Below are 13,368 nucleotides of genomic sequence, written 5' to 3'. Positions count from 1 at the left end.
CCGCCATGGCGATTTCCAGTCCCGACCAACCGACCCCCAGTACGCCGGACCACGACCCCGGCGCCGTCATGGTCGCGGCACCCCGGGCCGAGAGCCGGTACCGCCACGATCTGGACGGGCTGCGCGGCATCGCCATCGCGCTCGTGGTGATCTTCCACATCTGGATGGGCCGGGTGTCCGGCGGCGTCGACGTGTTCCTGGTGCTGTCCGGGTTCTTCTTCACCGGAATGCTCCTGCGCCGCGGCGACTCGGGACCCGTCGGCGTGACCACGACGCTGCGGCGAACCCTGCGCCGGCTGCTGCCCGCCATGGTGGTGGTGCTGGCCGCCGTGGTGGTCGCGACCGTGCTGCTGCTGCCGCACACGCGCTGGTCCGATATTGCCGGGCAGACGCTGGCTTCGCTGTTCTACTACCAGAATTGGTATCTGGCGACATCCTGGTCGGACTATCTCGCCGCCGATCCCTCGGTGAGTCCGCTGCAGCATCTGTGGTCGATGTCGGTGCAGGGGCAGATGTATCTGGCGCTGCTGCTGGTCGTGGCCGCCGTGGTCGGCCTGTGCCAGCAGGCCGCGCGGGCCGGGGCGTGGCGGCTCCCGCCCGTGTACCGGATCTGGCGCATCACCGGCACCGCGGGCCTGCCCCGCGCGGCACTGGCGATCCTGTTCGCCGTCGTCGCCGTGTTCTCGTTCTGGCATGCGACGGAAGGGGTTTCGACCCAGCAGGGCTGGAACTACTACGACACCTTCGCGCGGGCGTGGGAACCGCTCGCCGGTGCGCTGCTGGCCATTGCCGCGCCACTGGTGAAGCTGCCCAAGGTGATTCGCGAAATCCTGGCGTGGAGCGGCATCGCCGCCATCGTGGCCTGCGGCTGGCTTGTACACGGGTCCGCGCAATTCCCCGGGCCCGCAGCATTATTGCCGGTGCTCGCGACGATCGCGCTCATCCTGTCCGGCACCGGTCTGACCACCGCGAGCCAGCCGCTGCTGAACCGCCTCATGGCCACCCCGCCGGTGGTGCGCCTGGGCTCCATCGCCTACGCGCTGTACCTGTGGCACTGGCCGATTCTCATTTTCTACCTCGGTGAACGCCACGAACGCGAGGTCGATCTCGTGGGCGGCCTGGGCATCATCGCCGCCTCGCTGGTGCTGGCGTACGCGACCAACCGATACGTGGAAGAGCCGCTGCGCCTGCGTTCCCGGCCCGCCCCCGCGGTCTCCGAGGCCGGGCGCGCACGCCTGCTGACCGGGGTCGCGGTCGGCACGGTCGGCGTGCTGCTGATCGGCTCCACCATCGCCTGGCAGTGGTCCAACAGCGCCAAGGCGCACGCCGTGGGCGAACTGGATCCGGCGAAATACCCCGGCGCGGCGGCGCTCACCGATCGGGCGCTGGTGCCGCGCGCGGTCATGCGGCCCACCACCGAGGAAGCCCCCGCCGATATCGCGTACCCCACCCGCGACGGCTGCATCTCCGATTTCGACACCCGCTCGGTCACCACCTGCGTCTACGGTGACGCCGATGCCGAGCGCACCCTCGCCGTGGTCGGCAATTCCCATGCCGAGCACTGGCTTCCGGCGCTGCAGATCCTCGCCGAGCAGCATCGCTTCCGGATCACCGTCTTCCTCAAGATGGGCTGCCCGCTCACCGTGGCCGAGGAACCCATGTACAAGGGCCAGCGCAATCCCGACTGCCGCGACTGGTCCCACGATGTGATCGAGCGGCTGGCCGACCAGCGCCCCGACTGGGTGTTCACCACCGGCACCCGCCCCGCCGACGGCGGCGGCGACGAAACCCCGCAGGACTATCTCGACGTCTGGTCGGCGCTGACCCGCAACCATCTGAACGTGATCGCCATCCGCGATACGCCGTGGTTGCGCCGCAATGGCATTCGCTACCGCGCCATCGACTGCCTGGCCTCGGGCGGCGATCGGATCAGCTGCGGCATGCAGCGCCCCGACGCGCTGTCCGCGGTCAATCCCGCCGCCCGCCCCGCCGCCGCGTTCTCCCAGGTCCACACCATCGACCTGAATGACGCGGTGTGCGAACCGGACGTGTGCGCCGTGGTCGAGGGCAATATCCTGGTCTACCACGACGAACACCATCTGACCGCGAGCTATGCGCGCTCCCTGGCCCCGGAACTGGGCCGTCAGTTGCAGCCCATCCTGGGCTGGTGGTGAGCTCTACGGCTGTACCTGCCGCGCCGGAGTGCGGATAATCCGACCATGGCGTCGGCATTTTTACTGTTTCTGGTGGGTGCGGTGTGCCTGGTCGGGGTGCCGACCCTCATCGCGTTCATAGTGTTCACGGTGGTGCGGAAGACGCGCGAGGAGGCACAGCGACGGCTCGGCGGGCCGGGGCTGCCGTTCGGGCAGGGCTGGCCGGGTGGGCCGGGGATGCCACAGGGGAGTCGCGGGTTCGGTTCGTATCCGGATGAATTCGGCGGGGGCGGGCAGTGGGGGCCGCCGCCGGGACATGGGTATGGGCCCCATGGACCCGGAGATTCCGGGTATCAGTACGGCGGGCAGGAATTCGGGAACCACTCCGGGCAGTACAGCGGATGGGGGCCGTCGGGGGAGAGCCATGGGGCCGGGTACGGGAGTCCGAGCACGTCGTATGACAGTGGGTCCAGCAGTTCGAGCGACAGCGGTTCGAGCAGCTCGAGTGACAGTGGGTCCAGTAGTTCCAGCAGCTCGGATTAGGCGAGCCCGGCCCCGCGGGCCCGTCAGTGCGGGAGAGGCTCCATGCGCAGCGGGACGCCCAGGCGGTTCCACAGGTTGATCTGGGCGGTGATGGCCACCAGGCCGGCGCGTTCGCCTTCGGGGAAGTGCTTCTCGACACCCGCCCACACCTCGTCGCTCACGCCGTGGGGGCCGAGTTCGGTTGCGGCTTCGGCGTATTCGAGGGCGGCTTTCTCCTGATCGGTGAAGAGGGCGGATTCGCGCCAGGCGTTGAGGTGGTAGATGCGCTGCTCGGATTCGCCTTCCTTGCGGGCCTCGGTGGTGTGCATGTCGATGCAGAACAGGCAGCCGTTGATCTGGGAGACGCGGATCTTCACCAGTTCGCGGACCACGGCGTCCAAGGGGCCGCGGCGAATGTGCATTTCGGCGGTGGCCCACGCCTTGTAGACCTCGGGCGCCAGTTCGGGCATGTTCAAGCGGGACATCGGGAGTCCTTTCGTGACTGACCGTTCTGTTGGATACACACCCTGGACGAGATGGCGGGCGAGCACGTGACGGGTGGCGACTGTGCGGCTCGTCACAGCGCTTCCGGATGGTTGCCGAAATTGTGCGAAAGACGCCGTGACAGACCATAATCCGGTCGTGGGAACTGTTGTTCTGATGTCGCTCGGTGTGCTGTTCTTCATCACGGGACCGGCGTTGGCGCTGGTCATCGTACTCGGTGTGCGGAAGTCGGCCCGAGATACGGGGAACGCGCGGCAGCGGGCACACGAAGATGCCGGACGGATACCGGCCGGACGGATTTCCGCCGCGCAGGCGCAGATTCCAGAACTGGCGGGCGGGCGTCACCGGCGGTACTAGCCGCAGTCTCGACGGCACGAAAAATGGCTGTGCACAGGCGTACTCGCCTGCGCACAGCCATCGGACCCGGCCGCCGCGATGCACCCCTGCGTGCGAGCGGCCGGGCTGCCTCGGATCAGAGCCGGGTGCGAGCTCGGATCAGGGCCGGGTGAGGGCCGCGTAGCGCGCGATGTGCTGGTCGGCGGTGCCGAACTCGTACTGGATCGCGGTGAGCCGCTTGAAGAAATGACCGATGGCCAGTTCCTCGGTCATGCCCATGGCGCCGTGCAGCTGCACACCCTCCTGGCCGATGCGCCGCGCCGCGCGGGCGATGGTGGCCTTGGCCGCCGATGCCGCCTTGGCGCGGTCCGCGGGCGCGGCCTCCAGCTTCAAGGTCACCAGATAGGTTGCGGCGACCGCCTGTTCGAGCTCCAGCAGCATGTCGACCATGCGATGCTGCAGCGCTTGGAAACTGGCGATCGGCACCCCGAATTGCTGCCGCTGCTTGGTGTATTCGACGGTGTCGGCGAGCACCTTGCGCATCCCGCCGACGGCCTCGGCGCAGATGGCGGCGATGGCTTCGTCGAGCGTGGCGGCCACGGCCTCGTGCGCGTCCGCCAGCAGCAGTGCCTCGGCGGGCAGCCGCACGCCGTCGAAGGTGAGGTCGGCCGCGCGGCGCTCGTCGATGGTGCGGTACGCCTGCACGGTCAGCCCGGCGGGCGGATTGCCCGCTTCGAAATCGACCAGGAACAGCGCGATCTCACCGGCTTCGAGCCGCGCCGTCACCAGCAGGTGGGTGGCGAGGGGAGCCGAGGTGACGACGGTCTTCACGCCGTCGAGCACCCAGTCGGAACCCTCCCTGCGCGCGGTCGTATCGACATTGGTGTAGTCGTAGCCCGACTGCGGTTCCAGCGCCGCGAACGCCGTGATCACCTCGCCGCCGGTGATCCCGGTCAGCAGTTCCTCGGCGCGCGCGCCACCGGCTCGCCGCAGCAGCCCGCCGCCCACCACCACGGTGTCCACGAACGGCTCCACCACGAGCGCCCCGCCCAGGGCCTCGGCGATGATCATGGTTTCGACCGGCCCGCCGCCGATCCCGCCGACCTCTTCCGGCAGGCTCGCGCCCAGAATCCCGAGCTCGGCGGCCAGCGCCTGCCAGATATCCGGCTGCCACCCGCCCTTCACGCGCGCTGCGGCACGGCTGGATTCGAGCTGATAGCGGGCGGCGAGGAATTCCGTGACCGTGTCGCGGAGCATCTCCTGCTCGGGGGTGAATGAGAAGTCCATGTCTACAGTCCCAGGGTGGCTTTGGCGATGATATTGCGCTGAATCTCGTTGCTGCCGGCGTAGATCGAGCCGGCGCGGTCGTTGAAGTACCGCAGCGCCGACACGGCCTGCCACTCCTCGCCGCTGACGAAACCGTCGGCGGGAGCGGTGAAGTCGACGACCGGCCCGCCGGGCATGGTGGCGTGCGGCTGGTAGGCGCGCCCGCGCGGCCCCGCGGCTTCCAGGGCGAGTTCGGTGAGCACCTGGCTCAATTCGGTGCCGAGGATCTTGATGGTGGAGGCCGCCGGACCGGGATCCTTGCCGCTGGAGACCAGCGACAGCGTCCGATACTCCAGGATCTCCAGCACGTCCGCGCGAATCCGGGCGTCGGCCAGTTTGGCGGCGAAGGCCGGATCATCCAGCAGCACACCGCCGTTCGGCCCCGGTGCGGTCCGGGCGGCCGCGGCCAGCTCCTCGGCCATGACCTGCAGCGCCGGCGCCGCCGCGCCGCCGCCGCGCTCGAAGTTGAGCAGGTATTTGGCCACGGTCCAGCCGTCGTCGATCTGCCCGAGCACATTGGTCTTGGGCACCCGGACCTGGTCGAAGAAGACCTGGTTCTGCACCTGTTCGCCGGAAGTCATGACCAGCGGCCGGATTTCGATGCCGGGCGTGCGCATGTCGATGAGCACGAAGGTGATGCCCTGCTGCTTCTTGGCCTGCCTGGAGGTGCGCACCAGCGCGAAGATCCAGTTCGCCTCGGTGGCGTGGGTGGTCCAGATCTTGGATCCGGTGACGACCAGATCGTCGCCGTCGTCGACGGCCGCCATGTTCAGCGAGGCGAGGTCCGAACCCGACTCCGGCTCCGAATAGCCCTGGCAGAAGAACACTTCGCCGGTGAGGATGCGTGGCAGGAAGTAGTCCTTCTGCTCCTCGGTGCCGAAGGCCATGATGGCGTGCGACACCATCCGGATCCCCATGGGCGACAGGTTGGGCGCACCGGCGAGCGTGCACTCGCGGCCGAAGATGTAGTGCTGGGTCAGGCTCCACTTGCAGCCGCCGTATTTCACCGGCCAGGCGGGCGCGGCCCAGCCCTGCCGGTGCAGGATGTGCTGCCACTGCATGCTGGCCTCGTGATCCGGGTACACGCTGGTGGCGAGTCGCCCGGAGCGCCGCAAATCGGGGGTCAGATTCTCATCGAGGAAGCGGCGCACTTCATCGCGAAACGCCAGATCATCGGGCGACCAGTCGAGATCCACGAAAACTCCTTGTGCGAAGAACCGGCCTTAACATTCTCACCTTCTCACACCCGGTGGCAAATGTGCAGGCACCCGCCTTCACTTGATTCTTCCGGCCATCCCGGGGTGAGGTCTTGACATTCCACAGTGGAGGAATAACCATGTTATATATACGTTCCACAGTGGAAGGAACTTGGGAGAGGAACCCGACATGGACATCACCACCGGCACCCGCGCCTCCGATATCGAACGCACACAGATCGCCGACCTGCTCGGCCGCCACCTGGCCGACGGCCGGCTCGATCTGGCCGAGTACAACGACCGGGTCGCGCAGGTCTACGGCACCGCCACCCGTGAGGATCTCCAGCTGGTCCTGAAGGATCTGCCGAAGCTGTCCAAATCCGCTGTGTCCCAGCCGAAATCGCCGGTCCGCTTCCCGCTGTGGCAGCGCATCGAGGGCAGCGCCTGGCTCGGCGTGAGCATCCTGTGCCTGTTCATCTGGGCCGCGATCTCCGTCGCCGCAGGCGAATTCACCTACCCGTGGCCGGTGTGGGTGATCGGCCCGTGGGGTGCGGTGCTGGTGTTCCGCGTGCTCACCGGCTGGGAATCCCACGCCTACAACCGCTACCGCGCCGGATAACCGGCGCTCCGACACCTTGATCGAGGTGGTGACCATGTCCGGTTACCAGAGCCTGCTCGCCCTCCACATCGTCGCCGGCACCGCCGGGCTGCTCCTCGGCCCGGCGGTCGCATGGGCCGACGCCCGAGCGTCCCGCCGATCCTCGCCGCTCTGGACGGCCTACCTGGGAGCCGTCGGGGCCGTCTGCCTCACCGCGGTCGGACTGGTGCTCTGGCATCGCACCGACCTGTGGTGGCTGATCCCGGTCTCCACCCTCACCGTCGCCCTGGCCGCACTCGGGCGCTCCGCCCTCGATCGCCCCGGCGCATGGGACCACGCCTACGTGCACGGCCTGGGCGGCTCCTACATCGCCCTGATCACCGCCACGGTCGTGGTGAGCTTCGCCATCGACGGTCCGTTGCACGGTCCCGCCCAGCTCATTGCCTGGCTGGGTCCCACTGTCCTCGGCGCGCCCCTGCTGGAACTCTGGCGTCGGCACGCCGCGAAACGCCGGGTTTTCCGGTAATGACCGAGATTGCCTCCGGCACCGTCGAGACTGGTTTCTCAACATTTGCTGGAGGCGGTCATGGTGGGCTGGCGGACCCTGCTGGGATCTCTGGGCGCGGTGTTTCTCCTGAACACACCCTTGTCGGTGCCCCAGGCCGTCGCGCTGGAATCCCACGTCGAGGAGTTCGCCAATCCGGTACTGGGTGCGGGTGCCGACCCCAGCATCGCCTACCACCAGGGGCGATTCCATCTGGTGCAGGGCGACTTCTACAACGACGACAACATCGTCATCCGAAGCTCGGAGACCCTGGGCGGGCTCGGGGCCGCGGATCCGGTTGTGGTCTGGCGGCATCCGGAGTGCCCCGAACAGGCTTGTACCAAGATCTGGGCCCCCGAGATCCAGCACATCGGGGATCGGTGGTGGATCTACTTCGCGGGGCAGGAGAACGACAGCCACGAGACGCACCGGATGTACGCGCTGCGGTCCGCGGGCGACGACCCCACCGGGCCATACGAATTCGCGGGACAGCTGAACCTGCCGGGCGGGTTGGCCATCGACGGGGTGTATCTGCCGTACCAGGGGCAGGGCTACTATCTCTGGTCCTGCCTGAACCCCGAAGACCAACTGGTGCAGGAGATCTGCGCGGTGCGCATGACCGATCCGATGACGCCCGCCGGTGACCGCGTCACGATCGCCACCCCCACCGCCGCGTGGGAGACCGTGCCCAACACTGTCGGTCTGCTGATCAACGAAGCGCCGCAGCCGTTGTTCGCCCCCGACGGCCGTCTCTACGTAACCTATTCCGCCAACGCCAGTTTCGACGACACCTATCGGCTCGGGCTGCTCGCCCTCACGCCGGGCGGCGACCCCATGGACCCCACCGCCTGGACCAAGTCCGGCGGTCCGGTCCTGCCCGGCGGTCCGGGCGCGATCGCACCGGGGCACAACGGATTCCTCACCGTGGACGGCCGCCCCTGGATCACCTACCACGCCCGCCTGGAACCCGGCACCGGCTGGGCCGGACGCAGTATTCGCGTGCAGCCCATGGCATTCGGGCCCGACAACCGCCCCCGCTTCGGCATGGCACTGGGCCCCGACGCACCAATCGTCGTGGGCCGCAATGATTCGGTAAGCGATCGATAAGGCGCGGCCGACAGAGTTCGGGACATGATCAACCGCTTGCGTCCCGTGGGACCTCTCGTCGCCGTAGTCATCGCCCTGATCGCGCTGTTCGCGTTCACCACCGGCACCGCGTCCGCCGCTCCCGAGCGCCGCAACCTCGAGTTCGCGGCCGGGGCCAACCATGCCACCGTCTCCGGGGAGATCGATGCGGGTTCGCCCGACACCTATCTGGTCGAAGTGGCGAAGAACCAGCGCATGGAGGTCGCCTGGAGCGGCAGCGGGGTCGGGATGTCGATCTACAAGCAGGGCATCAAACAGGCGCAGTACGTGTCGTCGCCGTTCGACATGGCGGTGACGCCGGGCATCTACGAGGTGACCGTGTACGCCAGCGCCGCCGCGCGCTACCAGCTCACCGTCACCATCGTCTGATCATGGTCCAGGGCGGTCCGTGCGCAGTCGCTGACGCTGGAGCGCCCACCAAAGCTCCAGGGCGACACTGGGTTTGCGCAGATCGTGGCCGGTGAGGGCCTGGAAGCGATCGATGCGGTAGCGGACCGTATTGGGATGGACCACCAGCGTCTTCGCGGTCGAGTCGATGTGCTGGCCAGACTCGAGATAGCAGCGCAGCGTGTCCAGATACACCTCGGGCGTACCGGTGTGGCGCAGCGGGTCCAGGTAGCGGCCGATCAGCAGATCGCCCACCTCGCTGTCGGCGAGAACCGCTGGGAGCAGGCCCAATTCGGCCAGGCTGTGGGCCCCGGTGCGCTGGAAGGCCGTCGCGGCATTCAGCGCGCGGGTCGCCTGGGTGAATCCGGGGGAGAGTGCGTCGATCGGTGCGGGGTCGGCGAATCCCAGGGGGACGGGCAGGGATTCGGGCAGGCGATCGGTGAAACCGGCCAGGTCGCCGTCGACCGTGGTGGTGAAGCTCGGCCGAGGCAGCAGCCGTTCCAGCGCCTCCAGCGAATGCGCGGCGGTGGGGCGCACGCGGAACGGGATGTAGGGATGGTCGATGCCGAGCCCGTAGCGCTGCGCCCGCACCGCGAGTTCGGCCCGGCCGACCGTGCCGGTCAGGACCGAGCGGACGAATTCGGCACGCGCCTGATGGTCGAGGCGGGCGTTCTCCAGCTCGATCTCCCGGTGCCCGCTCGTGAACTCCAGGATCGCGATATCGACCAGATCGAGCATCTCCCGGACGAGTTCGAGCTGCAGCCGATCGGCGATGTTGTGAGATCTTCCAATGGAGGTGATCTCGTCCAGAATCTCCCGGACGGCGATGCGCCAGGCGGTGAGCATGTCCGCCAGCGAGATGCCCTGCCGGGCGCGGGCCACACCCCACTCGTGAAAACTCCGCAATTCGGTCTCGGAAGGCGTGCGCTGCGCACCGAACGCCTGCAGCACCACCTCGATCATCAGGCCGGTTCGCGGGCGTAGCTCGGCCGAGCTGAGGTGGTGGTAGCCGGGGATCTCGGTCCGCGCGCGCAGCACGATGCGATCGGTCAGGCGGGCGCGCCGCGCGAGCAATCCGGCGATCAGGCGTTCCCGGGAGGTCGTGGCTTCGGCAGTCATGTCCTCCCGAGAGTAAGACGCTCCGTTTGGAATTTTCAATAAACCCGCGTCCCTGAAGTCGGGAATCCGCTACATGGTGCCGGGCGTGCGGGCGGGTGATGCTCGTCTCATCACCGATCGATTGGAAGGACACCGGGTCCCATGGACGTGACCGGGCTGATGCGGCAGGCCGCGCACCTCAATGCCGAACACACCGCGATCATCACCGAGGAGGTGACGCTCACCTTCGCCCAGGCGTGGGCGCGCGGAGTGCGGCTGGCGAACGCCTTGCGCGACAGGGGAATCCGGCCCGGTGATCGCGTCGCCAGCCTCGAGGACAATAATCTCGGCTGCGTCGATGCCGTGCTCGGCTGCGCCATCGCGGGCGCGGTGCGGGTGCCGCTGTACGCACGCAATTCCACGGAAGCCCACGCGCACATGGTTTCGCACACCGATTCCCAGGTGCTGCTGGTCGACGAGGCGTACGCCGACTCGGTGCGGGGGCTCGAGGACGCCATCGACAGCCTCGAACACGTGGTGATCCGTGACGGCGGCTACGAGAAGTGGCTGGCCGGGCAGGACGACACCGATCCGATGATCCCGATCGACCCCGAATCCTGGTACATCATCCGGCATTCCGGCGGCACCACCGGCGCGCCCAAGGGCGTCGCCTACACCCATCACGACTGGGTGCTCAACTGCCGCAACTGGGCCTACGCCCTCGAACGCATCAGCCACTCCAGCGTCATCGGGCACGCCGGGCCGATCTCGCACGCGTCCGGCTACCTGTTCCTGCCGGGATGGCTTGCGGGCGCGGCCAATCTGGTGTTCGGGGCCTTCGAACCGAACAAGGTGCTGGACATGATGGGTGAGCATCGCGTCAGCCACATGTTCGCCTCGCCGAGCCTGCTGGCCGCACTGTCCTACGTCGCCGACGGGTCCGGGCGCGAGTGGCCGCACCTGCGCGCGGTCATGGTCGGCGGCGCGCCCATCACCGACGCCACCGCGCTGCGCGGGCGGAAAGTGTTCGGCGACACCCTGTTCCAGGGCTTCGGCCAGACCGAAGCGGTGCCGCTGACCGGTATGGGACCCGAGGAATGGTTCGGTGAGGTCGAGGGCTCCACGCCCATGCGGGCCGCCGGGCGGGTGCTGCCGTTCGCGCAGGTCCAGATCTGGGACGAGGACGGGAAGCCGCTGCCCATCGGCGAAACCGGCGAGATCGTCGCCAAGGTCGAAGGTCAGATGCGCGGGTACTGGGGTGACGAGGAACTGACCCGCACCCGGCTCGTCGACGGCTGGGTGCGCACCAAGGACATCGGGCGGCTCGACCACAACGGCTTCCTCTACGTGCTGGACCGGGTCGAGGACATGATCGTGTCCGGCGGCTTCAATATCTGGCCCGCCGAACTGGAGACCGTCATCGAGGACCATCCGGCGGTGTACGAGGCCGCCGTCTTCGGCATTCCGGACGAGCGCTGGGGTGAGACGCCGATGGCCGTCGTCCACGTCGGCGATCCGGCCGCCGTCACCGCCGAAGAGATCATCGACCTGTGCCGGGAACGGCTCGGGTCCTACAAGAAGCCGGGCCGGGTGCAGATCACCACCGAGCCGCTGCCCAAGAGCGTCGTGGGCAAGCTGCTGCGCAAGCGGCTGCGCGAACCGCACTGGGCCGGACACGACCGGCGCGTGTTCGGCGCGTGAGCAGCGCGAAAACCCGAAAGTCCTTGTCCGCCAGCAAAGGAGCCGGCACATGAGCGAATGGAATCGGATCGAACGCGGAACCGGAAGGCCGCTGCTGCTCCTGCACGGCGGCGGGTCGTCGGCCCGCGCCTGGCTGCCCGTCCTCGACCTGCTCGCCGCACACCGCCGCGTCATCGCACTCGACTTTCCCGGCTTCGGGCGCACCCCGCCGCTCGCGGGAGACGAGCCGTTCAGCATGGATCTCGCCATGCGGGAGCTGGCCGCCGAACTCGCCCGCCTCGGCATCGGCACACCCGTCGACATGGCGGGCAACTCCATGGGCGGCTGGATGGCCTTCGAGGCCGCCAAACGCGGGATGGCGGCGTCGGTGGTGGCCATCGGCCCCGCGGGACTGTGGTCGCCGGGGATGCCGCGCCCGACCCGCCTGCAATTCCGGCTGGCACTCGCCTCGGCATGGCTGGTGCGCACCCCGGCCCGCACGCTGCTGCGCTTTCCCGCCGCGCGGGCGGCGGTGCTGTCGGTGCCGGTCAAATATCCGCGACGGCTGACCACGGCCGAAGCGATCGGCATAGTGGATGACCTGTACCGGTCGACACCCACGCTGCGGCGCGCCCTGCATGTGGCCTTCCACACCAGGTTCGAAGGCGGACAGCACATCTCGACCCCGATGACGGTGGCCTTCGGCTCCCACGACCACATGGTGCGCCCCGGCGACAGCCGCTTCCTCGACCAGCTGCCCGCACAGACCAGGGTGGTGACGCTGCCCGGCTGTGGACATATGCCCATGTGGGACGACCCGGAATTGGTGGCACGCACGATTCTCGACGGCATCGCGACGCCTACCGTCGGAGAGGTCGGTGCATGACCGGCGAACCGCTATCCGGGGAGGACCGCCCATGACCGTCGACGACCTGCTGAACAGGCTCACCCTGCCGGTGATCGCCGCGCCCATGTTCATGGTGTCGGCGCCGGAACTGGTGATCGCCGCCGCGTGTTCCGGCATCGTCGGCGCGTTTCCCACCGCCAATGCCCGCAGCGGCGCGGAATTGTCCGCATGGCTCACTCGTATTGCCGCACAGCGTGATCCGGCGCGGGGTGCGGTCGCGGCCAATGTGATCGTGCATCGCAGCAACAGCCGCCTCGCCGAGGATCTCGCGGTGCTGTGCGAGCAGCCGACCGAGCTGGTCATCACCTCGGTCGGGTCGCCCGCACCGGTCATCGACGCCCTGCACGCGGCGGGCAGCCTGGTGTTCTCCGATATCGCGAGCGTCCGGCACGCGCGTCGCGCCATCGACGCCGGGGTGGATGGGCTCATCCTGCTCACGGCCGGATCGGGCGGGCAGACCGGCTGGGCCAATCCGTTCGCGTTCGTGCGCGCGGTGCGGGAGTTCTACGACGGCCCGGTCGTGCTCGCGGGCGGCATCAGCGACGGGGTCGCCCTGCGTGCCGCCCGCACCCTCGGCGCGGATCTCGCCTACCTGGGGACGCGGTTCCTCGCGACCGTCGAAAGCCTGGCGGCCCCGGCGCACAAGCAGATGATCGTCGACTCCGAGTTCGACGACATCGTGCTCACCTCCGCGTTCACCGGCCTGCCCACCAGCATGCTGCGGGCCTCGATCGAGCGGGCGGGCATCGACCTGACCGCCCTGCACGCGGGCGGCGTCGATATCAGCGCCCTGCTGGCGCAAGCCGATTCACCCAGCCCCTGGCTGAACTTCTACAGCGCCGGGCACTCCACCAGCGGCGTGCACGAGATCAGCACCGTCGCCGAGGTGGTCGAGCAGGTGGCGAAGCAGTACCGCGCCGCCGCCTCAGCAGTGGTCTGAAGCTTCCCCGAATACGCGAAGTCCCGGCGCA

General features: G+C 68.4%; 13 protein-coding genes. 9 read left to right on the top strand and 4 right to left on the bottom strand.

Annotated elements, in window-relative coordinates; translation table 11 throughout:
• The first annotated feature begins 5 nt into the window (after nucleotides 1-5).
• A complete protein-coding gene (locus tag H0264_RS32570) occupies nucleotides 6-2,174 on the top strand; it encodes an acyltransferase family protein (RefSeq protein WP_338040107.1) in 2,169 nt (722 codons plus the stop codon).
• Between the two features lie 545 nt (nucleotides 2,175-2,719).
• Here the strand turns inward: H0264_RS32570 and H0264_RS32565 are convergent.
• Nucleotides 2,720-3,160, bottom strand: a complete 441-nt coding sequence (locus H0264_RS32565) for a carboxymuconolactone decarboxylase family protein (protein ID WP_181581098.1) — start codon at nucleotides 3,158-3,160, stop codon at nucleotides 2,720-2,722.
• A 157-nt stretch (nucleotides 3,161-3,317) separates the two neighbouring features.
• Between H0264_RS32565 and H0264_RS32560 the strand changes: the two genes are divergently transcribed.
• The gene (locus tag H0264_RS32560) at nucleotides 3,318-3,536 is read left to right on the top strand and encodes a hypothetical protein (RefSeq protein ID WP_181581097.1); all 219 of its coding nucleotides are present in this window, start codon (nucleotides 3,318-3,320) and stop codon (nucleotides 3,534-3,536) included.
• A 138-nt stretch (nucleotides 3,537-3,674) separates the two neighbouring features.
• On the opposite strand, the gene H0264_RS32555 is transcribed toward H0264_RS32560, so the two are convergent.
• Complete coding sequence (locus H0264_RS32555) at nucleotides 3,675-4,802, bottom strand: acyl-CoA dehydrogenase family protein (RefSeq protein ID WP_181581096.1); 1,128 nt, start codon at nucleotides 4,800-4,802, stop codon at nucleotides 3,675-3,677.
• Between the two features lie 2 nt (nucleotides 4,803-4,804).
• Entirely contained in the window at nucleotides 4,805-6,037 is a 1,233-nt protein-coding gene (locus H0264_RS32550) for an acyl-CoA dehydrogenase family protein (protein WP_181581095.1), read from the bottom strand.
• Nucleotides 6,038-6,227: 190 nt separating this feature from the next.
• Here H0264_RS32550 and H0264_RS32545 point away from each other — a divergent pair, with 190 nt between their 5' ends.
• The 4 genes from H0264_RS32545 to H0264_RS32530 are packed head-to-tail and all read left to right on the top strand — an operon-like array spanning nucleotide 6,228 to nucleotide 8,694.
• The gene (locus tag H0264_RS32545; RefSeq protein WP_181581094.1) at nucleotides 6,228-6,656 is read left to right on the top strand and encodes a DUF1707 SHOCT-like domain-containing protein; all 429 of its coding nucleotides are present in this window, start codon (nucleotides 6,228-6,230) and stop codon (nucleotides 6,654-6,656) included.
• 34 nt (nucleotides 6,657-6,690) lie between these two features.
• Nucleotides 6,691-7,161, top strand: a complete 471-nt coding sequence (locus H0264_RS32540) for a hypothetical protein (protein ID WP_181581093.1) — start codon at nucleotides 6,691-6,693, stop codon at nucleotides 7,159-7,161.
• A 60-nt stretch (nucleotides 7,162-7,221) separates the two neighbouring features.
• Entirely contained in the window at nucleotides 7,222-8,286 is a 1,065-nt protein-coding gene (locus H0264_RS32535; protein ID WP_181581092.1) for a glycoside hydrolase family 43 protein, read from the top strand.
• A gap of 24 nt (nucleotides 8,287-8,310) precedes the next feature.
• Complete coding sequence (locus tag H0264_RS32530) at nucleotides 8,311-8,694, top strand: hypothetical protein (RefSeq protein ID WP_181581091.1); 384 nt, start codon at nucleotides 8,311-8,313, stop codon at nucleotides 8,692-8,694.
• Here the strand turns inward: H0264_RS32530 and H0264_RS32525 are convergent, their stop codons facing one another.
• The gene (locus H0264_RS32525; protein WP_181581090.1) at nucleotides 8,695-9,831 is read right to left on the bottom strand and encodes a PucR family transcriptional regulator; all 1,137 of its coding nucleotides are present in this window, start codon (nucleotides 9,829-9,831) and stop codon (nucleotides 8,695-8,697) included.
• 141 nt (nucleotides 9,832-9,972) lie between these two features.
• On the opposite strand from H0264_RS32525, the gene H0264_RS32520 reads away from it, so the two are divergent.
• The 3 genes from H0264_RS32520 to H0264_RS32510 are packed head-to-tail and all read left to right on the top strand — an operon-like array spanning nucleotide 9,973 to nucleotide 13,337.
• Nucleotides 9,973-11,511: a class I adenylate-forming enzyme family protein gene (locus H0264_RS32520; protein WP_181581089.1), complete on the top strand. Its 1,539-nt coding sequence runs from the start codon at nucleotides 9,973-9,975 to the stop codon at nucleotides 11,509-11,511.
• Nucleotides 11,512-11,560: 49 nt separating this feature from the next.
• Nucleotides 11,561-12,376 (top strand): alpha/beta fold hydrolase, encoded by an 816-nt coding sequence (locus H0264_RS32515; protein ID WP_181581088.1) that lies wholly within the window; start codon nucleotides 11,561-11,563, stop codon nucleotides 12,374-12,376.
• Nucleotides 12,377-12,407: 31 nt separating this feature from the next.
• The gene (locus H0264_RS32510) at nucleotides 12,408-13,337 is read left to right on the top strand and encodes an NAD(P)H-dependent flavin oxidoreductase (RefSeq protein WP_181581087.1); all 930 of its coding nucleotides are present in this window, start codon (nucleotides 12,408-12,410) and stop codon (nucleotides 13,335-13,337) included.
• The last annotated feature ends 31 nt before the right edge of the window (nucleotides 13,338-13,368 follow it).

The sequence above is a fragment of the Nocardia huaxiensis genome, from assembly GCF_013744875.1.
GTDB lineage: Bacteria > Actinomycetota > Actinomycetes > Mycobacteriales > Mycobacteriaceae > Nocardia > Nocardia huaxiensis.
The sequence above is the reverse complement of the archived record's forward strand: the minus strand, read 5'-3'. Positions and strand labels throughout refer to the sequence as shown.